The following is a 21,239-nucleotide window of genomic DNA, read 5'->3' as shown; positions in this document are numbered from 1 at the left end:
TACCCAATCAGGACCAGTAAGCCCTGCAATAGTTTGAGTAGCAATGAAGAAATCCGTTGCTTATTCTCCATAAAAAGTCCTCCTGCAAATTTCTCTGCGGGAGGATTCAAATTTAAAGGACATTTGATTTTTGTTCACTAGCTAAAATCTACACGGGGGCTATCTTGGCAGCAATCCGATCCAAAGCTTCTTGAACTGTTGTCGGAACAGGTCCCAATGACCAATTAGCGGGATTGGCAGGGGTGTAACCTAAGCCAGCAGCATCATCCAATTTTTCTATCGCTGAATTTCCTATTAAAGTCACTCTGCTTCTAATCGGAATCGAGTCAACAGTAGCCCTAATTCTAGTTACGACACCTGCTACACCATTCACAATCAAACTGCCTTTTATAGCGAAACTTAAGAGGTCGAATGGATCGATTGGAACGGTTCCATTTGCCACATTCACTACTACATCGCCATCTGTCCCTCCACCAATTAGATGTACTTGAGTATCGTAAGGAACGATCGAATTTATCGTGATGACGGGTTGGGGTAACGGTAGAGGAACACCTCCAACATAGGAAGCGAACATGGTGACATTTGCACCATTCTGCGTATAGCCACCAAATAACTGGGAGTCACGGATATTAATCTGACTTAGAAAAGTGCTATTTCCTGTAAATACGGGTGTTGGAGTAAAATTGATACTCACAAAGAATAATCGACCCGTAGAAGGGGTAAATGCATTAGCTGTAAAGTTAAAATCAAGGGGCGCTGTCAATAACGATAAATCCACAAAGCCAGCACGATTATCAACATTTAGGTTTCCATTCCAAGAAGGGTCGTTTATATCGAATGGGATAGCGAGTCTGGTTAATAATGTACTTGCTCCGATTAATTGGACATTTGCCTTCAAGTGAATAAGTGGTTCTGTGAAGGTTCCTGGTCCGATAGAAATGGCATAACGTTTTGTTGGAGAAGCGTCTACAATAAACGCCATCGCCCTTGTCACAGTTAAAAAGGGGTTGCATTCCGTACCATCACCCGTTGTATCATTCCCGCCCTTATTCACGTAAACAATCTGAGTTGCTACTGGTGGCGGATCTATACACCCTGGACCTTGTGGACCAGGAGCACCTTGTGGACCAGGAGCACCTTGTGGACCTGGGGGGCCTGGGGGGCCTGGGGGGCCAGGAGGACACGTGCATCTTGGAGGGAAAATAGGTTGACAACCGCTTGGTGGAGGTCTCCAGCAATTATTATACATCGAAATATCAAACCTCCTAATCATGTTGACTTCACATCGACACTATACTATGCAAACCAACGCCTGAGGTGTTAAAATCAGGAAATCTCCTTAATCTGATTATGCTCCCCCGTAACAAGGCATTAGGCCTAATCGTAGCAATTAGTCCCCACAAAAATACCCTCCTGGATTTTTCCACAGGAGGGCATCATTTACATCACACGCTTAAACATTTTTTCTAAGTCATAACCAGTAAAATGAATCACAATCGGCCTGCCGTGCGGGCACGTATATGGACTGCTCGTCTTGCGTAGCTGATTCAGCAAGCTTTCCATCTCTGCATGCGTCAGGAAGCGGTTCGCTTTAATCGATGCTTTGCAGGACATCATGATGGCAGCTTTTTCGCGCATTAGCACGACATTGGCTTGGGTGTTTTCTCCCGTTTCCAGTACAAACTGAATGAGCTCCTCAATGACCTCCAGCTCAGCGCCTTCAGGGAACCAATGTGGATGAGCGCGAACGATAAAGGTCCGTCCACCGAACGCCTCGATCTCCAAACCAAACGATTGCAAAAGCGACAGTCGCTTCTCCAGTTTGCTTGCCTCTGCAGCCGTATATTCCACCGTATGAGGAAACAGCATGATCTGGCTGGAAATGTCCTCTTCTGCAAGTTTGTCCATGAAATACTCGTAAAAAATCCGCTCCTGCGCGGCATGTTGATCAATTAAATACATGCCTTCGTCATTTTGCGCAACGATGTAAGTGCCATGGACTTGACCAACTGGATACATAACGGGGACAGGCGAATCCGTTTCATTTTCATTCGTGGCTTCCACGAGTGGCGGTGTTTGTTCGGTACCTGCTACGACGGAATGGTCCTCGCTGCTGAATTCATGTATTGGGTACGCGGGAGATGGTGCCTGGGCAATGTCCAATTGTACCGGAATCTTCGTCTCATTAGGCTGGAAAGCTTCCCTCGTGTCTGTTTGATCCAATAGAGTCGCCTGCACAATTTCATGCGGGATAGCCTCTACTTTTGCAGCCTCCAGCTTTTCATAGTTGGCCGCAGTCTCCTTCACCGTGCCGTTCTCAAAAGATGGAGCGATAGGCGTCACTAGATCCACTTGCTTACTTGGTACCTCCTGCTTGGCCATCCATTCCTGGAGTCGGGGACTCGCGGCTAGTAACGGCGATTGCGGAGTATCAGGCTTGGTAATTTGCAGGTCAAACTGCGGTTGAACAACCTGGGTGACGACCTTAGCTTTTGGTTGAGTAACCATAGGTCTGACAATCCCCAAGCCTTGTCGCAAAGTCTCTTTTACTGATTGTTCTATTGCACTGCACAATTCATCTTCTTTACTAAATCTCGCCTCTAGTTTGGCAGGATGTACGTTCACATCTACCAGTGACGGATCCATTTCGATCTGCAAAGCCACAATCGGATAACGGCCGATCGGTAACAATGTATGATAACCGCGCATAATCGCATTGTTGATCGAATAGCTGCGCACGTACCGACCGTTTACCAGTGTCGAAAGGTAAGAGCGATTCGCCCTTGTCACTTCCGTCTTCGAAAGAAAACCAGACCACTTATAATCGAGGGTCTCCCCTGCAATTGGAAGCAATAGCTTCGCGACCTGCACACCGTAGATCGCCGCCATGACGTGCAGCAGCTTTCCGTCCCCAGACGTTTGCAAGAGTGTCTTGCCGTTATGAGTTAGTAAGAAGGAAATCGACGGATGCGTAAGTGCAAGCCGATTCACATAATCAGAAATATGTCCGACTTCCGTGGCGATCGACTTCATATATTTCAAGCGAGCAGGTGTGTTGAAAAACAAGCTGCGTACACATACTTCTGTCCCTTTTACAGCGGCTTTATCGGAAATCGTTCCGAGCTGCCCACCTTCAATCAAGAGATGAGTACCTATCTCACTACTGGACGTACTGCTCGTCAGCTCCATACGCGAGACTGCTGCGATACTCGGTAGTGCCTCTCCGCGAAAGCCCAGCGTACGAATACGGAATAAATCACGAGCGTTGCTAATTTTACTCGTAGCATGGCGCTCAAAAGCCAGCTGACAATCTTCCCGATCCATCCCTTTCCCATTATCAACGATCCGAATCATCTCCAGACCGCCTTCTTCAACGTGGATCTCGATTGTCGTTGCACGAGCATCAATTGCATTTTCGACCAGCTCCTTGACAACCGAAGCCGGTCTTTCCACTACTTCCCCTGCAGCAATCATATTGGCGAGTTGCTCATCTAAAACTTGAATGGTTCCCATGAGTGCCTCCCCTCCGGACGAACACTATCGCTTTTTCAATTGCTGTTTCCATGCATATAGTTTCATCATGGCGTCCATTGGCGTCGTTGAATTCAGATCCAACTCGCGCAGCTCAGCCATAATCGCTTCTTCCTCCGCTGACGCAAACTGCATCGGCTCTTCACGCACCGCAGCAACTGGTGCCGTCCATAGCGTTTCGAGCGACATTTGGATGTCACTCGCTGCATTTCCATTCCCTGCACTACCATTTGCTTCAAGCCCGGTTAAGATGCTACGCGCCCGCTCAATGACCCAAGTCGGCATTTCCGCAAGCTCTGCCACATGAATTCCATAACTCTTATCTGCTCGTCCCTCTTCAATTTTGTGAAGGAACAAGAGCTTCCCTTCCCGTTCTTCGCATCGAGCGTTGACATTCACGACACCACTCAACGTCTCAGCTAACCCGGTCAACTCATGGTAATGCGTCGAGAAGAGTGTTTTGGCACCGATTTTTTGGCAAATGTACTCAATTACTGCTTGTGCAAGCGCCATTCCATCGTACGTCGAAGTCCCGCGACCAATTTCATCGAGCAGGATCAGGCTCTTCGCTGTCGCTTTTTGCAGGGCGTGTCTCGTCTCCAGCATTTCCACCATAAACGTACTGTGCCCGCCTACCAAGTCGTCGGCTGCCCCAATTCGAGTAAAAATCTGATCGACAATTGACAGCTTGGCCTGTTTAGCAGGAACAAAGCAACCGATTTGTGCCATCACCGTGATCAAGGCAATCTGTCTCATGTACGTACTCTTACCCGCCATATTCGGACCCGTAATGAGTAAAACTTGACGATTGGTCTGATCCATCTCCACGTCATTAGCCACGTATTTTTCGCGCTCCAGAACGGCTTCTACCACTGGATGGCGCCCTTCTGTAATGACGTAATCGCCGCTTTCCACAAGCTCAGGGCGTACAAATCCCCGCTCGTCACTTACTGTAGCAAACGCCTGTAGAACGTCCACAGATGCAATACGCTCCGCGAGGTTCTGTAGTCTTGGTATATGCTTCGCGACTTCACTTCTTACAGCCACGAACAGCTGGTACTCCAGCTCAATCATCTTTTCTTCTGCTTCCAGAATGAGGGCTTCACGTTCCTTCAACTCTGGCGTGATGTACCGCTCTGCGTTGGCCAAAGTTTGCTTACGCTCATACCGACCAGCTGGAACGTTGGCAATGTTGGATTTCGATATTTCGATGTAATAGCCGAATACCTTATTAAAGCCAACTTTAAGCGAACGTATCCCTGTCGCTTCCCGTTCTCCCTGCTCCAGTTGGGCGATCCACGTCTTCCCTTCACGGCTTGCCGTATGGAGCTTGTCCAGGTACTCATCATATCCCGTCCGAATCATTCCACCTTCACGAACCGAGATCGGGGGATCCTCCACAAGGGCATGAGCCAAATAGTTGACAATATCGGTACATTCATCCATCCCATTAGCCAGTTCCATCAATACCGGGGTATTCGTCTGGATCATATACTGCTTCAGCTCTGGAACAGCTTCCAAAGACATCCGTAGCTGAATGAGATCTCGTGCGTTCGCATTCCCGTATGAAATACGGCCCGCCAGACGCTCCAAATCATAGACACGATCCAAGCAAGTCCGCAAGTCCGAGCGAAGCAGCATGTCCCCCTTCAAGGCTTCCACAGCGCTCAGGCGTGCCTCCAACTGATCGCGACTAAGCAATGGTCGCTCAATCCATCTGCGCAAAAGACGACCACCCATTGCTGTTTGAGTCCGATCCAACAGCCACAACAGGGAGCCTTTTTTCGTTTTATCGCGAATGGTCTCTGTCAATTCTAAATTGCGTCTGGAAAAGCCGTCCATTTGCAGATACTGCTTTGCATCGTACTGCTTTAACAGGCGCATATGGGCAAGGCTACGTTTTTGCGTCGTCCCTATGTAGAACAAGAGAGCATTGACTGCCGCTCGCATGGACACATCCAGCCCTTTTGCCTGCTCCGCGTATTGACTATCCACTGCAAATGCGTCCAGTTGGTGCGCATCCACGACAGTAGATGGCAGCGCTGTCTTCGGCAAAGCAGCGAGCCCAAAAAAGACGAGCTCCTTAGGACGATATTGCAAGGCTTCATCTAGGACACCCTCTGCCTGTCCCGCCAAAGAAGTAACGTACATCTCGCCTGTACTCATATCACACGCAGCAACACCTGTTCGCCCTTCTACTTGGGCCAACGCTGCCATGTAATTGTTTTCCTTATCCGTCAACCATTTGCCTTCCATCATCGTACCCGGAGTAATGACGCGTGTCACTTCCCGGCGAACGACCCCTTTGGCTTCTTTTGGATCTTCGACTTGCTCGCAAACGGCTACTTTATGTCCTTTTTTTAGAAGCTCTGCGATATAGCCGTCTGCCGCATGATGTGGAACTCCACACATTGGTATGCGCTCAGAACCACCACCATCACGTCCCGTCAGTGTAATTTCCAGCTCACGGGACGCAAGAATGGCATCGTCAAAAAACAGTTCATAAAAATCGCCTAAGCGAAAAAATAAGAAAGTATCCGGATAATCTTTTTTGATAGCCAGATACTGTTGAATCATCGGGGTATATTGAGCCATGATTTTCTTCTCCTAGCCTACTAATTCTCGTCGCTATTATATCATGATTGAACGGTAATGTTGACCCTGCATCCGATGGTAGTATCCGTTTATGGTAGCTGCCATATCTTGCGCAGGTCTTCATCCGTTCTCCACGATTGACCCTCGATTAAAAACGAAAAGTATCGATCCAAATGAATGCGTGACAGCGTATAGCCTGGCAGCTCCTTTACTTCTTGCCAGACTTGAACGACGTACGGCAGGAGCTTTTCTTTTTCGCCTTGGTAGTATGCTTTGATTAGCGGTAGCTTGAGATGGGGCGTTGCTTGTAGCTTCTCGTGATTGGTTGCAACCAAATGGGCCAAATGAAGAATCCCTCGAGCGACAAGGGGATCAACGAGCCAACTCGGAAGTGTACGGTATTCGAATCCATATTCCTTCTCCCTTACATCCCCCAAAAATCCATAGCGCTCTCTGCGGCTCATACACCCTACATCCTCAATCAGAACGAGAGGAAGAGCCAAGTACGCATCCAGCTTTCGCCGAAGAGAAAAAGTGGGTGTGAGCCCGCCAAAATGAATATGCCCGCCGATTGGATAACCTTGAAACGGCATTCCTCCAGCGAGCCATTCGATAGACGCGTCCCCTATTTTTTGGTAGGCGAGTGCCAGATTATCGTAGATATGCGTAAATAATTGATCAGGGTCTTCCGATGGCGCAGGTCTCAACTCTGCAACTGGATGCTGATGGAGACCTAATTCTTCCCGGTAGCGTGTCGTATCACATCCAACCGCCCCATTGATGCTCAGGAAGTCAGAAGCGAGTGCCATTTCTCCTGTGGGCTTGCGCAAAGCAAATTCCGGGTCAGCCCCCAAACTTTGCAGCGTTTGCGGCTGTTTACGCATCCGAGCTTCCCACCAATCTCGGGCACGCTGCATATATTCGTCAGCATGCCTGGCTGGCCAATTTGGTTCCACCTCGACGACCTTAAGTCGATGGGGAGAAGCCGCCATGATCGTCACTTGACCCGCAACCGCTCCCGCAGCATACAAACTACGCGTAGCCAGCCCTTGCACCATCTGAATCTCTGTTTCAGTGGAAGGCAAGGTGACGGAATGCCACTCGGGTTCCTGCAGACGGTGCAGCAGCCAATGTGATTGCTCCTCGCTTCTGGCGATATCCAGTATATAGTCTTGGTAAAGGCATACCCTATATGTTCGCCAGCCCGGTCGCGCTGCATTACCTGTTACAGGTATTCGCCCCTGCCGGAGCAACCAGCGACCGATTTCAGGACGATGTAAATAGGCTACGACTTCTTTCGCGTTGGCCGTCATCGGTTGTGTTGCTGGCGTTTCCTGCCCGTTAGCTCGCTGACTCGTTTTTGTGCGTAGAATCATGCCTTCCACACTCCCCCGCTGTTCTTTCGTTATCTTATGAATGCGCCCAGAAAAAAGTGTGAATGACCGTATCTAAAAAAAGAAAAAAGAGGAGATAATTTCTCCTCTTTAGTCGAGCTCGTCGAGTAGCGTAGCGGAATCAAAGTCATCAAACTCGTCACTGTTATCTTCAAAGTCGTCAACCAGATGGAATTCTTTGTCATCACAACTATTGCAGACAACAACACACACCTTTGTTTCTCCAATGACCTCTACTGCATATTCGCTTTCAACTCTGACCGTGATTGTGCCACCACCACTTAACTCCGCTTTTATGCACTTCGGTTGCTCCACGGCACGTGCAACGATTTCCAGATCGCCTCTGCAGTTCTTGTCGAAGAACGTAAGCGGTACGAGAACGGAGAAATGAACCGTTTCCCGCTTGACTTCGGTTTGCGTGTTATTAGCAAACGAAAACCACAGGTTGACGTCATACGTACCAGATACTTCAACGGCATCTCCGACTTTCTCTGCTTGGAAGTTCGTGTTTATAACCCAGCATCCGAGGATCGTCGAAGGAGTTTGCGACGGTATAATGGTGTGGGTGGTAATAGAAAATTTATGGCCTTTGCCGCAGACTGCTTTCGCGATAAGTTCCCGGCACTGTAGATCTTTGTCTATACCCGACATTTCGTTACCTCCTCCATACAACGTTTCTGTACATTTGTATGCAGGGCATTCGACTAGCGTGCAAACAACCACCTTATATTTGGGAAAGTTGTTGGGTATTGATCAAAACAGCGCCGGGAAGGCTTTCTATCAAGAATTAGGAGCAGCAGCCGTCAGATTTTTTCTTTTCAGGCCCGCCACCAGTCTTTCCAGTCAATGGGTTTCCGCCTGTATCCAAAATAATACGCTCCGAAACGGTGTTCGTGATCACATTCGTGACCATTTGCAAAAGATCGTTCACATCCACCTGCGATTGCTTAAATTCCGTAACGATTGGAATGGCATCCAGCTCTTCGTGCAATTGGTTGTACTCGTCTTCCACTTTTTTCACCAGTTCCGGCTTGTTGATGGATTCAAACATCACCATTTGCTTTTGTTTCTGCTTCAATGTATCAATCAAATCTTGCACACGTTCATTGTGCTTGATTTGCAGTTCAGCACGTTTGAAGAAATCAACTTCATTTGTACGCGCGATCATAGCGGCAAGCTCGCGAGCTTTATCGAGAATTTCCTTCTGTGTAAAAACGTTTGTTTGTTCCATAATGACCTACACCTCAACTTTGGATACGAGTTCACCGTGGAGTGTCCACGTTTTCGCATCCGTGATTTTTATGTGCACATACTGTCCGATCAAGGATTTGTCGCCGGTGAAATGGACAAGCTTGTTCGTACGCGTACGTCCCGCAAGCACTTCCGCATTCGTCCTCGATTCGCCTTCCACGAGTACCTCGACAACCTGATCCTGCAGTTTTTTGTTCTGCTCCAGAGCGATGCCAGCCAGCACTTCATTGAGTCGATACAAGCGTGCTTTTTTCACTTCCATCGGAACGTTGTCTTCCATGACAGCAGCCGGTGTACCTTCACGTGGGGAGTAAATGAAGGTATAGGCAAAATCATACTTGACCTCTTCCACCATCGAAATCGTATCTTCAAACTGCTCATCAGTCTCGCCTGGGAAGCCAACAATAATATCCGTAGAAAGCGAGACATTCGGGATTGCGTCCTTGATTTTGCGAACGAGCTCCAGATAATGCTCACGCGAGTATTTACGTGCCATCCGCTTGAGTACTTCTGTCGATCCGGATTGGACAGGCAAATGGATTTGCTCCACTAGGTTGCCGCCCTTTGCCAGCACCTCGATCAAGTGGTCATCAAAATCGCGCGGGTGACTTGTCGTGAAACGCACACGCGGGATATCAATCTTGCGGATCTCGTCCATCAGGTCTCCAAAACCGTACTTGATATCCTCAAAATCTTTCCCGTACGCATTGACGTTTTGTCCAAGAAGCATGATTTCTTTAAAGCCTTGGCGAGCGAGATCACGCACTTCTGCGATGACATCTTCCGGGCGTCGACTGCGTTCTTTTCCGCGGGTATACGGTACGATACAGTACGTACAGAATTTGTCACAGCCGTACATGATGTTAACCCAGCCCTTGGTGTTTCCTTCGCGGAGCTTCGGCATATTTTCGACGATATCGCCTTCTTTGGACCAAACCTCAATCACCATTTCTTTGCTAAACATCGCATCGCGCAACAGTTCTGGCAATCGGTGAATATTGTGCGTTCCAAAAATCAAGTCGACCTGCTGGTAGCTTTTCAGGATTTTCTTGACGACTTTCTCTTCTTGGGACATGCAGCCGCAAACACCGAGAATCAGATTTGGATTGTTATTCTTGAGCCGCTTCATGTGGCCAAGCTCCCCAAATACTTTATCCTCTGCATTTTCGCGAATCGCACAGGTGTTAAATAGAATGACATCCGCATCTTCAACAGAATCAGAAGAGGTATAACCCATTGCCTGCAAAATACCAGAAATCGTCTCCGAATCATGCTCGTTCATTTGGCAGCCATACGTACGAACGTGATAGCGCTTTCCTTTTCCGATGTTCTGCATGTCTTCTGGGATATGAAAATCGTAATGGACTAAAATCTCTTCCTTACCGCGCGTTTTCGCATCCTTCAGAGAGGGCGCCTGGAAGTATTTCGCATAGTCTTCCGTCTTCTTTGGAGACTTAACGGATTTTAAGTCCACAGTCTTCTCTTTCGTTTCCTTCATCATATATCACCTCAGCTATAATCATCTACATAAGTAACCAATAAAGAATTATATCATTTTGGGTAATACAAAAGCCAATGCATAATAACCATTATGAGGCAAAATATGTACGAAACGGCGAAAGTCTGATAGGACAACGTACATACTCCTCCTTACCTGCCCATTTTTTTAAAACTCCTCCTTTTTTCCTATTTTCACCATAATATTTTTTTCCCCTGCAACAATACAAGCCCACTCGCCGTCTGAATAGCAGTCAACAAAAACTACATTGCCATTTTGAGGAGGTTAACATGAAAAGAGCACTAGCCGTATTTTTGTCGGTGTTGATGTTCTTAACGGTTATCCCGGTCGTCGGTGCCGCCACCACCCCTTCGTTCTCAGACGTTCCGCGTGGCCATTGGGCATACAAGGAAATTACGGAGATGGCGGCAAAAGGGATCATCAAAGGGTACGACAATCGAACATTTAGACCGAACAATGAGGTAACCCGCGCCGAATTTGCCAAAATTATGATCGCAGCAGCAGATGTAGATATAAACAAACGCTACGTCGAGCAAACCTTTAAAGATGTCCCTCGTCATCACTGGGCATTTTTGTATGTGGAGCACGCCAAGCCTTACCTGACTGGTTACAAATCCGGCTCTACCTACACGTATAAACCAGATAAAGCGGCAGTACGTGAAGACATTGCTGTCGCTTTGGTACGCCTGCTGGGCTACGATCAAAAGTACAAAGCCGACTTGAATCAATTGAAAAAGTTCCGTGATTACGACGATATTTCGTCCGCTCTGCGACCGTATATTGCGATTGCGATCCAAACCGATCTGATGAAAGGATACAATGGCAATTTCCGTCCACAGGATCCGATTACTCGTGCGGAAGCCGCTTCTCTGCTCTATCGTGCTATTTTGGATCGTGGCGATGATGAAAGCAAAGTTGTATTCCCTAATCCTGGTCAACCGCAGCCTCAGCCAGAACCAGAGAAAATCAATATCAGCGATTCCTTCTCTGATACCAAATTGAAAAACTGGGATACTGACAAAGCGATCGGTAATTGGGAGGTCGCTAGCAAACAAGTGACTGCTGAATCCGATGATGATGATCTGGATCATTACTTTCTGCCACTTCGCTGGAATGAGTCTGACAACGTCAAGAATTATGAATTGAGCGTCGATGTGAATGTGGTTGGCAGTGAAGGTTTAGGCGGTCTGTACTTCAACGGCAAGGATGGAAAAGCCAATGTCGTCTTCATCCAAAAAGATCGCGTTGTTTTAGGAAAAGTAAATGATGTGGAAGACGACGATATCGACATCATCTCATCCAGCACCTACAAGCTGAAATCAAGCAATCGCTTGAAGGTAGCTGTCACTGACAATACCGTTTCCATTTACTTGAACGATCAATACTTGTTCGGTCAACAATATGTGAAACAAGAAGGCAAAAAACTCGGTCTGTACCTGCAAGAAGAAGCGACTAAAGGCGCTCCTCGCAAAACGACTTACCTGGACAATTTCACCTTTAAAGAGACGAAATAAAGACCCATTTTCCACCCGACAAGCTATCTTGGCCTGTCGGGTATTTTTTCACTCCACTCGACATGCATGTTCTACCAAATGGAAAAAAGATAGTGAAAACGTAGAAATAAACGCATTTCAGATGTTATAATGGTAGCTATTCTTGTCCTGTGAAGGAGCCTTCCTATGTCTTTTTCTGTTAATCAACCGTTTCGCTGGATGGACTCCGGTACCTACCAGGATAGTCCACTTGAGCCTTTAATTCGTGATGAAGCGTTGGCAGCCAGTATGCAATCTGAATCAGCAACACCTGTCATACATCTTTGGGTGTACGATCAGGCGCTGTATCTCGGCCGCAGAGACGCCAAGCTTCCACATCTCCAGCAAGCCTTGCATAAGTTCGGTCAAGATGGCTTTGGGTGCGTTCTTCGCTCGTCTGGAGGAGCTTGTGTTCCGCTTGATGCTGGCGTACTCAATATGGCTTGTTTATTGCCTGACACTTCGATTTCCATTGACTCCTTCTTCTCGTTTGTTGCCCAGCTTCTTGATGTGGGCCTGCGCGATTACGGAAAGCTGGAATTTGGAGAAGTGACGGGTTCCTACTGTGCAGGGGAATACGATTTTTCTATTCACGGTAAAAAAATCGGAGGTATGGCACAAAGACGCACGCGACACGGTTCTATTTTGCAATTATGCATTAACGTCGACGATCGTCCACGAGGCGAATGGATGGAACACTTTTACCGTCTCGCCGGCTTGGATGAAATGCAAAGCCATAAGCCAATTCCTTCCATCGATGCTTCTACCGTTGGCAGCATTGCGAGTTTGACTGGAAAATTGGCCACTATGGATGATGTAAAAGCACGTCTATTGGAGACAATCCGTTCGGAGTGGGCTGTATCACCTACCCCCTTTTATGTGCAAAATGAGTTAGTGACAGAGTCGAGGCATCATTTGTCGCAGCGATTACACTTATTTTCTTATACCGCAAAAGAACTGGCCGCACCTGACTGGCACTTACCCGAATAACGGGCATTGTTCTTGTTTTTGATTCTCCAGGTGCTGCCGGTAAAATTCTGGAGGAATTATGAATAGCAATCGAAAGGGGACGTTTCAGGATCTGAATGCCCTTTTTGTTTTTGGGGCTCTTACCGTCTTGATGATTCACATCCTCAGTTTTTTCCTGGCCAATGAGAAGACGTATCCGTGGAATAGTGATTTGCAAGCCGTTCTAATTATCTTATTAAAATTCGGTCGCTCTTTGTTTATATTTGCAACTGGAATGCTACTGTTTTACTGGTATCAAAATCGACAATTGGATTGGCGTGCTTTCTGGAAAAAACGCTGGCGCGCTGTTATATTACCTTACGTAATTTGGACGGCCATCTTCACCTACTTTAAACATCAAACCTTTGACCCAGCCGTGCTGGTAGGACCGTTTTTCGATAGTCTGTTTACGGGTAGCTCTTTCTACCACCTGTACTACATTCCGCTTTACTTGCAATTGTGCTTGTTGTTTTGCCTGATTAAACCGTGGATGGAACGGTACTTGAATTTCCGTTGGATCATCGCCCTATTTATTGGACAAGCTGGTATGTACCTTCTCTACCACTATTTGTTCATTACGCCGTTATGGGACATTGATTGGGCTGCAAACCCATTCCTGTCCGTCGTGAAGCACACGTATGTTTACGGACAGCATTATGTTTTCATGTACGTATTTACTTTTGCACTCGGCGCTTATGCAGGAATGAATGTGAATAAATGGCGGACATGGGTGAACCGTCTTCAAATACCTTCTATAGTTGTGATGGCAAGTGCAGGCGTTTGGATGGCTTACAGCTATCTTTCCGGCTCCAAAAGCTATTACGAGAGTATGAACATTTTCGAGCCGCTTTACTTGTTGTACACACTCTGTGTAATCGTCAGCTTTTACCCTGCATCCAGCTATTTCGGCAAACTGCCTAAACTCGGTCCGTGGCTTTCCCGATTGGCCAAACAAAATATGGCCATCTATTTGGTTCATCCGTTGATCTTGTTCTTGATGCAGAGCTACGTCATTCATCGACTAGGCTGGTCGACGCCGTCAATGGTTCTCGGCATGTTCGTGATTACACCGCCCCTTTGCATTTTCCTTTACGAGTTGACGACGATGTCCTTTTGGTTCAATCGCAAAAAACGGGTGGAAGCCAAGCCTATTTTCAAAAATCAAACGTATAAAGCGTAAGGGAGGAACTGGTTTCCTCTAAACTCCTAATGTAAAAAACAATTTGAGCTCGCATACTAGAGCTAGGGACGATTGTTCCACACCTCGATTACTTGCCTGGCGTAACTGCCAGGCTTTTTTCGTCTTTAGCCCCGACAAAGCCTTGGCGACGCCAAGTTTTCTAAATGTAGCCCTACCGTTTGTACCTCTCTTACGGTATCATAGAAGGGGACCACATGCAGTTCTTACTGCTATAGACGACAGAAAGAAAAGGTGGTGGATCTGAATGAATCAAGAGATCCCTTTGTTACATATTCCGATCAAAGATCTCATAATCGCGTCCACAAAGGTCGCACATGTGCAGCTAGGTAATTCGCTTGAGCACGCCCTGCTAGTCCTAATCAAGTCCGGCTATTCAGCCGTTCCTGTACTGGATCATCAGTATCGTTTGCATGGGTTAATCAGCACGAATATGATCATGAATAAGACTCTTGGTTTGGAGCGCTTCGAGACTGAGCGTATGTCCGAACATATTGTAGATGATGTGATGGATGCGAAGGTCCCTCGATTGCGTGACACCGATGAATTTTTGAAAGCATTAGAAGTGTCCATTAATCACCCTTTCGTCTGTATTGAAGACGAGGAGCACTATTTCCAAGGAATCTTGACTCGAAAATCGATTTTGGCTTTGGTATATCGTCACTTTCGCAATCTGCCCTTTCCTTTGGCTGACCAACAACAGCCGGCAGAATCGTAGGTCAAGGCATATGAAAAGACGGGGCAATAAATGCCACCGTCTTTTTCACATTCTTCTGCCTATCTTCTTTAGAGCCATTGGCTCGGTGCTAGGAGTAGATGTTTCCGTTTCTTTTTTTCCGTGAGCAATGCCTGCGCATATTCCAGTGGATGACGGTACGTTTGTTTAAACATCTCCTTCTCCCCTGCTTTGAAAAAAGAATAGCGTTGGTCACGCACATTGACTTCGATCAAATACGGATTACCTCGCTCGTCAATTCCCATATCCATCCCTAAGTCTGCTAATGATGAAAAATGCCGACCGTACTGCTCCGCAATTTCCACCGCCGCTATGCCAACTCTTTCAATGACAGCTTGTTGTTGTTTCACCTCAGGAAAGATGGGTAGCAAAGCTTCCGAAAACGGTACTGCTGTCCCTCCTCGAGAGAGATTACTCAGCTTGTTTTTCGTATTGGCGACCTTGGCAACCATCCCGCTCACAGTCCACTGTTTCTCTTTGTTTTTCTGCACCGAAACACGAATATCAAACGTTTTGCCTCCATAGCGGGCCAAAGGAATTCCTCGCTGGATCAAAAATCTTTTGTTACCAACCCAACGTCGCACCGTTGAGAATATCTGCGAATGAGATAAGATCTGCCGTTTTTTCGATGCAATGAAGTGATAATTGCCTCCATGCCGTTCAATACGTGCTACCCCAATTCCGACTGATCCAATCGAAGGCTTGACGTACACCACCTGGTACTTATTTAAAAACTGACGCAACTGCTCCATGGAATAAGGCACTGTATGCGGCAGATAGCTGCGAATTTGTTCGTTTTTCCAGAGCATCTGGTGTACTTTCCGCTTATCTCGTACAACCAAGCCATTGAACACCGTTTTCTTTTGGCTCAATCTTCGAATCACATTCCGCGCTTTTGCATCCCCTGTCAAAACACGATTGTGGATGACTCTCGGGACTGAAACCAGTTGTGAAACGAGTCGGTTTCCGTTCCAGAAATATCCTTTGACTCTTTCATCTCCTGGCTTCACATGCCGCGGATGAAAAAAAACGGGCTCCAATCCAAGCTCTTTACCGATTTCGACATAATAAGGCAGACGCTCATATGTCTTGATGCCTTGAATTCCTTTCTCCATAAGGGCCCAATCCAACATTATTCCGATTCTGTCCACGCAGATCCCCCTTGCCACATTGCTCTACATAGGGTATGTGCCAGAAAGGCCAAGAGCGTGCCTATTTTTGTACACCTCTTTCGCAACCTGACAAAATCATTGCTTGCTCATAGGAATGATGTCGGATGCTGCGCTTGCCCGGGAAAGGATCGCGTTTCGTTTTTTTATTGTCCCCTGCGCTCGATGGCCAGTAAAAATGGGGCTTGGTTTTGCTGATTGATATATTGGTATTTTAAAACCAAATAATCCAATTGACTTAGCTCTTGGCAAAATGCTTCCACTGCCTCTTTTTCCGTCTCTCCCGCCGGATGCCCCCAATAAATCATGACTGTCATGATTCCACCTGGTCTGAGCACCCTCAATCCTGATTGAATCGCCTGAATGGTACTGCTCGCTTGAGTTGTAATTTCCTTGTCTCCACCCGGCAAATAGCCCAAATTAAACATGATGGCCGCGGCACAAATCTCCAGCTTGTCAATTTCCTCATGACTGGCGAGCTTCATTTCTACCCTGTTCGCCAGACCTTCTCTCTCAAGTCTCTCGCGCGTTTTCTCGATCGCCTGTGGCTGGATATCGAAGGCGATTACCTTCCCCTCTTCTTGCACCAATTGCGCAAGAAATAAGGTGTCATTTCCATTCCCCATTGTAGCGTCTACAACCGTTTCCCCTACTTGTACCCGTTCACGGATTAATTTGCGTGCGACTTCTAATACATTTGGAAACACAGTCAGCTCTCCTCTCTATGTACACAAACAACGTTATAAATCGATTTGCAGACCAATGCGCGCCGCATAAACTGGACCTGCGACAAAGGCATTGGCCTCCGCAATTACTTGGGACTCCTCATAGCCGTAAAATAAATGTGTGACCAATAAAGAACGGCAGGATAGGGATTGCGCCAATTCCGCCGCTTGGCGAACAGACAGATGTCCATTTGGCTTCGCTGGTACATTGTAATCCAGATAGGTCCCCTCGCAAATAAACAAATCCGCTTGACTTGCAAAGCCCTCCCAAGCTGTAGCTGGTCCACTGTCCGCTCCGTATACAAGGACGCGTCCGTTGGCTTCCAAACGCATGGCGTAGCAAGGATCTCCGTCACCGTGGTCTGTACGTAAAAAAGTGATTGCAACGTCCCCAATCGTAACAGACGTTTCTTCGGTGATGGGGGTAAATGTGGTCGCCTTTCGATACACCAATGTCTCGGCATTGGCCACAGGCAGCGCAGGAGCGTAGATCGGAAGCGGCTTGTCAGCAGGTCTTTGGCCAAATAACTGATGAACCATCAAACCGTACTGCATCACTCCTACATCCGCTACATGATCATGATGATAGTGAGATAAGAGCATGGCGTCCAGCTCAAAAATGGGTAAATGCTTGCCTAACTGCGCAAGAACACCGCTGCCGCAGTCTAGAAGAATTTTGACACGGTCTGTCTCAATCAGGTAACCCGGAGTAGCACCCCCTGGGCCAGGATAAGGAGATTGATAGCCTAACACAGTAACGCGCATATTCGGTTCACTCCCTCTCATAGGATGGAATAAGGTGGGACAGGAGGTCTGAGATGCAAGGAACATGGAGAGCCGCATGGCAGATCGCTTTTACGTATATTGGGACAGTCGTAGGAGCTGGTTTTGCCTCAGGCAAAGAAATTGTAGAGTTCTTTGTTCAATATGGAACACAAGGCTTAGTTGGCATCATTCTGGCGACGATGCTGTTTATTTGGGCAGGTATCCGCGTCATGCTGATTGCCTATCGGATTCAGGCCGATTCCTATCAAGAAGTCAGCACCTATTTATTTGGGCATCCATTTGGCACTGTATTTAATACCTTGCTTCTAACCGTATTGCTAGGCACTACCTCCGTCATGCTCGCTGCTACCGGTGCGATTTTTTGGGAGTCGTTTCGATTATCTCCCCAAATCGGTATTTGGTTTAGCATGATCTTGATTTTTTTCGTGACGAAAAAAGGGCTATTCGCCATCCATCACGTGAACAGCATTTTTGTTCCGATGCTCATTGGTTTTACTGTACTTGTCTTTTTTTATACGAAGCCATGGTTAGATACGAGTGTCGTCGTTGAATCGTTACGGCCTTGGGCGTGGCTTAGTTCTCCCTTTTATTATGTTGCCTTAAATGTCACACTAACACAAGCGGTTTTGATTCCGATGGGCAGACAGAGTCCCAGCGAGAAACCTCTTTTCCTAGGGGGAATCATAGGAGGGTTGGGAATAGGCCTTCTGCTCTTGCTCGCTTACGCTTCCCTATCTGTAAAAATGCCGGGAATCCATCACGCGGAAATGCCCATGATCGCTGTGCTGCAAGGCTTGGGACCCACGATTCCCTTTTTGTTTTCCCTATTGGTATATGCCGAAATTTTCTCGACTCTTGTGGCAAACGTATTTGGTCTAGCCCAACAGATTAGACAAGTTATCCCCCTTCGAGGTCCGACAATTTTACTCGGGATTTTGCTGATTTGCTATTTGATCAGTTTTATCGGGTTTAGCTCACTTCTCCGTTACCTGTATCCACTCTTTGGTCAACTGGTCGTCTTTTTCCTTGTCATGCTCGTGTACAGGCAGTGGCGCGATCGCGTGTAATAAAAAAACCTCTCCCGTTAAGGAGAGGTTTTTCACTCTATCAAACTTAAGCAAATTCTTTAACCAATTTTTCGAAGTCTTCTTCAGACAAACGGATGTCTTGGTTAACCAAACCTTCTTCTTTGAAGCCATTTACGAGAGCTTCGTAAGGTTTTTGCTCAGTGTTTTGGTAGATCAGACCTGTAATCAGGCCTTTGTGTTGCATAGAGGTAGACATTGCTTTGATACGGTCATGTGGATCGTATCCTTCGATCGTGTCTACTGGTACGATGTTCTCTTTGAACCAGTCGTACGTATTTACCTTGTTGTAGGTTACACAAGGGCTGAATACGTTGATCAAGGAGAAGCCTTCGTGTTGGATACCTTTTTCGATCAGTTCAGTCAAGCCCTTCAGATCGCTGGAGAAGGATTGAGCAACAAAAGTCGCACCTACAGACAGCGCCAGTTCAACTGGGGAAATGGAGGACTCGATGGAACCTGCCGGTGTAGACTTGGTCACGAAACCAGTCGCGGAACGCGGAGAGGTTTGACCTTTTGTCAGACCGTAGATTTGGTTATCCATTACGATGTACGTAACGTTCATGTTACGACGGATAGCGTGTACAGTATGACCCATACCGATCGCGAAACCATCACCGTCACCACCAGCTGCGATAACTGTCAGCTCGCGGTTTGCCATTTTCACACCTTGTGCGATTGGCAGGGAACGTCCATGAATACCGTGGAAACCATAGCAGTTGATGTAGCCGGAAATACGACCAGAGCAACCGATACCGGAAACAACCGCCAGATTTTCAGGTTCCAGGCCTACGTTTGCTGCGGCGCGTTGAATAGCCGCTTGGATGGAGAAGTCTCCACAGCCTGGGCACCAGTTTGGCTTAACGTTATTTCGAAACTCTTTCATAGTCGCCATGTTTTACCAGCTCCTTCACTTCAGCATAGATTTCCTTCGGCAGGAATGGGTTACCGTCATATTTAAGCACGGATTCGATTTTTTCAGCGTTTCCAACGTGTTGTTTGAGCAAGCTTGTTACTTGCGCTTGAGCGTTGTGCTCAACAACAACAACTTTCTTCGCTTTATCTACGAGTGCTTTGATTTCTTCAGTTGGGAACGGATGCAGCAAACGGATTTGTGCATGGTTTACTTTCATTCCCTCTTGTTCCAGACGGCCTTTTGCTTCTTGAATCGTACCAATTGTAGAGTTGATACCCACAACCAGAACATCCGCATCAGCGTGAGGAGCATCTGCTGTTACAGCGCCTTTGAAGTTTTTCAGAACGCCTTCCATTTTGCGCATACGTTTATCCATTTGTTGAATACGGTTTGCAGCATTCTCAGATGGACGACCAGTTTGATCATGCTCAACACCAGTTACGTGGTGCAGACCGTATTTTTGACCAGGAATAACACGAGGAGAAACGCCGTCTTCTGTTACTTCATAACGTTTGAACAGGTCGTTTTGCTCTTTTTCTGGCAATTCTTGTCCAGCAAGCAGTTTTCCGCGACGGATTTCTACTTTGCTGTAGTCAAATGGAACAACGGTTTGTTTACCCAAGGACAGCGTCAAGTCTGTCATCAGGATAACAGGCAGTTGGTATTCTTCCGCAATGTTAAACGCTTCAACTGCATCGTAGAAGCACTCTTCTACTGTGCTTGGCGCGATAACTACTTTTGGAATATCACCATGTGTACCATAGATCATAGCATTCACATCGGACTGCTCGATTTTGGTAGGCATACCAGTAGATGGGCCACCACGCTGCGTGTTCACGATTACAACTGGTTGTTCCGTGATACCCGCCAGACCAATTGCTTCCATCATCAGGGACAGACCAGGACCTGCAGAAGCAGTCAAGGAACGAGCACCCGCGAAGTTAGCACCGATTGCCATCGTAATAGCAGCAATCTCGTCTTCTGTTTGGATAACCGTACCGCCCAATTTAGGCAGCTTTTTAATCAAGTATTCCATTACTTCGGAAGCAGGTGTGATCGGGTAAGCTGGCATGAAACGGCAGCCTGCAGCTACAGCACCCAGAGCGATCGCATCGTTACCGATGAGGAACAGTTGTTTTTGTGGATCAGCCTTTTCCATTTGGAACTCAGGCAGTTGACCACCAGTCAATTCATTTACAAAATCAAAACCGCGGCGAATGGCATCCATGTTCTTTTCAACCACTTTTTCGCCCTTGCGGAGGAACATATCTTCAACGATGGGACGGAAGCTTTCCACTGCAATGCCGAGGATGGCACTGGAAGCACCAATCGACACCATGTTTTTCATCAAGGAAGTTCCCAGCTCATCAGCGATTTCAGTCAGTGGTACAGTGAAGAAGCGAACTGGCTTCAAGCCGTCCGGCAACTTTGGATTAAATTTCGCATCCGCGATAATGATACCGCCTTCACGGAGCTCATGCGCATTGAAATCGATCGTTTCTTGGTCAAACGCTACGAGAATGTCCAGATCGTCAGAGATCGCACGCATAGGCGTTGTGCTCACGCGAATTTTATTGTTCGTGTGTCCACCCTTAATACGGGAAGAGAAGTGACGGTAGCTATACAGATGGTACCCCATCCGGTTCATCGCCATCGAGAAAATCTCACCAGTACTCTCGATGCCCTCCCCTTGCTGTCCTCCAACTTTCCAGGAAAGTTGACTAATCATTCAGATTCCACCCTTTCAGTGACTGTGAGAAAAGCTGCTATCACACCTTGAAAAGACTGATAAGA

General features: G+C 47.1%; 17 protein-coding genes. 5 read left to right on the top strand and 12 right to left on the bottom strand.

Annotation, left to right across the window (positions count from 1 at the left end; translation table 11 throughout):
- Positions 1-148: 148 nt before the first annotated feature.
- From HPY31_RS10500 to miaB, 7 genes are all read right to left on the bottom strand, one after another.
- A complete protein-coding gene (locus HPY31_RS10500) occupies positions 149-1,054 on the bottom strand; it encodes an exosporium leader peptide (RefSeq protein ID WP_172140606.1) in 906 nt (301 codons plus the stop codon).
- A 386-nt stretch (positions 1,055-1,440) separates the two neighbouring features.
- On the bottom strand, positions 1,441-3,513 hold the full coding sequence (mutL, locus tag HPY31_RS10495) for a DNA mismatch repair endonuclease MutL (protein WP_172140604.1): 2,073 nt from the start codon (positions 3,511-3,513) through the stop codon (positions 1,441-1,443).
- Positions 3,514-3,537: 24 nt separating this feature from the next.
- A complete protein-coding gene (gene mutS, locus HPY31_RS10490) occupies positions 3,538-6,126 on the bottom strand; it encodes a DNA mismatch repair protein MutS (protein WP_172140602.1) in 2,589 nt (862 codons plus the stop codon).
- Positions 6,127-6,215: 89 nt separating this feature from the next.
- Entirely contained in the window at positions 6,216-7,502 is a 1,287-nt protein-coding gene (locus tag HPY31_RS10485) for a putative amidoligase domain-containing protein (RefSeq protein WP_172140600.1), read from the bottom strand.
- 108 nt (positions 7,503-7,610) lie between these two features.
- On the bottom strand, positions 7,611-8,171 hold the full coding sequence (gene cotE / locus HPY31_RS10480) for an outer spore coat protein CotE (protein ID WP_015891662.1): 561 nt from the start codon (positions 8,169-8,171) through the stop codon (positions 7,611-7,613).
- Between the two features lie 136 nt (positions 8,172-8,307).
- Positions 8,308-8,751, bottom strand: a complete 444-nt coding sequence (locus HPY31_RS10475) for a YlbF/YmcA family competence regulator (RefSeq protein ID WP_015891663.1) — start codon at positions 8,749-8,751, stop codon at positions 8,308-8,310.
- Positions 8,752-8,757: 6 nt separating this feature from the next.
- Complete coding sequence (miaB, locus tag HPY31_RS10470) at positions 8,758-10,269, bottom strand: tRNA (N6-isopentenyl adenosine(37)-C2)-methylthiotransferase MiaB (RefSeq protein ID WP_172140670.1); 1,512 nt, start codon at positions 10,267-10,269, stop codon at positions 8,758-8,760.
- Positions 10,270-10,559: 290 nt separating this feature from the next.
- Here miaB and HPY31_RS10465 point away from each other — a divergent pair, with 290 nt between their 5' ends.
- The 4 genes from HPY31_RS10465 to cbpB all read left to right on the top strand — a co-directional run bounded on the left by HPY31_RS10465 (position 10,560) and on the right by cbpB (position 14,746).
- A complete protein-coding gene (locus HPY31_RS10465; RefSeq protein WP_172140598.1) occupies positions 10,560-11,804 on the top strand; it encodes an S-layer homology domain-containing protein in 1,245 nt (414 codons plus the stop codon).
- 165 nt (positions 11,805-11,969) lie between these two features.
- On the top strand, positions 11,970-12,812 hold the full coding sequence (locus HPY31_RS10460) for a lipoate--protein ligase family protein (protein ID WP_087346684.1): 843 nt from the start codon (positions 11,970-11,972) through the stop codon (positions 12,810-12,812).
- 58 nt (positions 12,813-12,870) lie between these two features.
- Positions 12,871-14,010 carry an acyltransferase gene (locus HPY31_RS10455; RefSeq protein WP_172140596.1) on the top strand — a complete coding sequence of 380 codons (1,140 nt, stop codon included), beginning with the start codon at positions 12,871-12,873 and terminating at the stop codon, positions 14,008-14,010.
- 265 nt (positions 14,011-14,275) lie between these two features.
- Positions 14,276-14,746 carry a cyclic-di-AMP-binding protein CbpB gene (gene cbpB / locus HPY31_RS10450; RefSeq protein ID WP_015891668.1) on the top strand — a complete coding sequence of 157 codons (471 nt, stop codon included), beginning with the start codon at positions 14,276-14,278 and terminating at the stop codon, positions 14,744-14,746.
- A gap of 68 nt (positions 14,747-14,814) precedes the next feature.
- Here the strand turns inward: cbpB and HPY31_RS10445 are convergent, their stop codons facing one another.
- The 3 genes from HPY31_RS10445 to HPY31_RS10435 form a co-directional block, all read right to left on the bottom strand.
- Positions 14,815-15,915 carry a YheC/YheD family endospore coat-associated protein gene (locus HPY31_RS10445; protein ID WP_172140594.1) on the bottom strand — a complete coding sequence of 367 codons (1,101 nt, stop codon included), beginning with the start codon at positions 15,913-15,915 and terminating at the stop codon, positions 14,815-14,817.
- A 164-nt stretch (positions 15,916-16,079) separates the two neighbouring features.
- Positions 16,080-16,640: a tRNA 5-(aminomethyl)-2-thiouridylate-methyltransferase MnmM gene (gene mnmM, locus HPY31_RS10440; RefSeq protein ID WP_172140592.1), complete on the bottom strand. Its 561-nt coding sequence runs from the start codon at positions 16,638-16,640 to the stop codon at positions 16,080-16,082.
- Between the two features lie 33 nt (positions 16,641-16,673).
- Positions 16,674-17,423 carry an MBL fold metallo-hydrolase gene (locus HPY31_RS10435; RefSeq protein WP_172140590.1) on the bottom strand — a complete coding sequence of 250 codons (750 nt, stop codon included), beginning with the start codon at positions 17,421-17,423 and terminating at the stop codon, positions 16,674-16,676.
- A gap of 53 nt (positions 17,424-17,476) precedes the next feature.
- Here HPY31_RS10435 and HPY31_RS10430 point away from each other — a divergent pair, with 53 nt between their 5' ends.
- Positions 17,477-18,511, top strand: a complete 1,035-nt coding sequence (locus HPY31_RS10430) for a YkvI family membrane protein (RefSeq protein ID WP_172140588.1) — start codon at positions 17,477-17,479, stop codon at positions 18,509-18,511.
- Between the two features lie 46 nt (positions 18,512-18,557).
- Here HPY31_RS10430 and HPY31_RS10425 read toward each other — a convergent pair whose 3' ends face one another.
- Positions 18,558-19,424, bottom strand: a complete 867-nt coding sequence (locus tag HPY31_RS10425) for a 2-oxoacid:ferredoxin oxidoreductase subunit beta (protein ID WP_172140586.1) — start codon at positions 19,422-19,424, stop codon at positions 18,558-18,560.
- A complete protein-coding gene (locus HPY31_RS10420; protein WP_172140584.1) occupies positions 19,396-21,174 on the bottom strand; it encodes a 2-oxoacid:acceptor oxidoreductase subunit alpha in 1,779 nt (592 codons plus the stop codon). The genes HPY31_RS10425 and HPY31_RS10420 overlap by 29 nt, the downstream gene beginning before the upstream one ends.
- Positions 21,175-21,239: the final 65 nt, after the last annotated feature.

The organism is Brevibacillus sp. HB1.3 (assembly GCF_013186635.1).
GTDB lineage: Bacteria > Bacillota > Bacilli > Brevibacillales > Brevibacillaceae > Brevibacillus > Brevibacillus brevis_D.
Note: the sequence above shows the minus strand (reverse complement) of the source record. Positions and strands in the feature narration are given on the sequence as shown.

What these genes read in the sequence shown, in the direction of transcription:
- HPY31_RS10465 (WP_172140598.1), top strand. Translation starts at nt 10,560, where the DNA reads ATGAAAAGAGCACTAGCCGTATTTTTGTCGGTGTTGATGTTCTTAACG.
- HPY31_RS10460 (WP_087346684.1), top strand. Translation starts at nt 11,970, where the DNA reads ATGTCTTTTTCTGTTAATCAACCGTTTCGCTGGATGGACTCCGGTACC.
- mutL (WP_172140604.1), bottom strand. Translation starts at nt 3,513, where the DNA reads ATGGGAACCATTCAAGTTTTAGATGAGCAACTCGCCAATATGATTGCT.
- HPY31_RS10425 (WP_172140586.1), bottom strand. Translation starts at nt 19,424, where the DNA reads ATGGCGACTATGAAAGAGTTTCGAAATAACGTTAAGCCAAACTGGTGC.
- HPY31_RS10420 (WP_172140584.1), bottom strand. Translation starts at nt 21,174, where the DNA reads ATGATTAGTCAACTTTCCTGGAAAGTTGGAGGACAGCAAGGGGAGGGC.
- HPY31_RS10435 (WP_172140590.1), bottom strand. Translation starts at nt 17,423, where the DNA reads ATGCGCGTTACTGTGTTAGGCTATCAATCTCCTTATCCTGGCCCAGGG.
- mutS (WP_172140602.1), bottom strand. Translation starts at nt 6,126, where the DNA reads ATGGCTCAATATACCCCGATGATTCAACAGTATCTGGCTATCAAAAAA.
- miaB (WP_172140670.1), bottom strand. Translation starts at nt 10,269, where the DNA reads ATGAAGGAAACGAAAGAGAAGACTGTGGACTTAAAATCCGTTAAGTCT.
- HPY31_RS10455 (WP_172140596.1), top strand. Translation starts at nt 12,871, where the DNA reads ATGAATAGCAATCGAAAGGGGACGTTTCAGGATCTGAATGCCCTTTTT.
- cotE (WP_015891662.1), bottom strand. Translation starts at nt 8,171, where the DNA reads ATGTCGGGTATAGACAAAGATCTACAGTGCCGGGAACTTATCGCGAAA.
- HPY31_RS10485 (WP_172140600.1), bottom strand. Translation starts at nt 7,502, where the DNA reads ATGATTCTACGCACAAAAACGAGTCAGCGAGCTAACGGGCAGGAAACG.
- cbpB (WP_015891668.1), top strand. Translation starts at nt 14,276, where the DNA reads ATGAATCAAGAGATCCCTTTGTTACATATTCCGATCAAAGATCTCATA.
- HPY31_RS10475 (WP_015891663.1), bottom strand. Translation starts at nt 8,751, where the DNA reads ATGGAACAAACAAACGTTTTTACACAGAAGGAAATTCTCGATAAAGCT.
- HPY31_RS10430 (WP_172140588.1), top strand. Translation starts at nt 17,477, where the DNA reads ATGCAAGGAACATGGAGAGCCGCATGGCAGATCGCTTTTACGTATATT.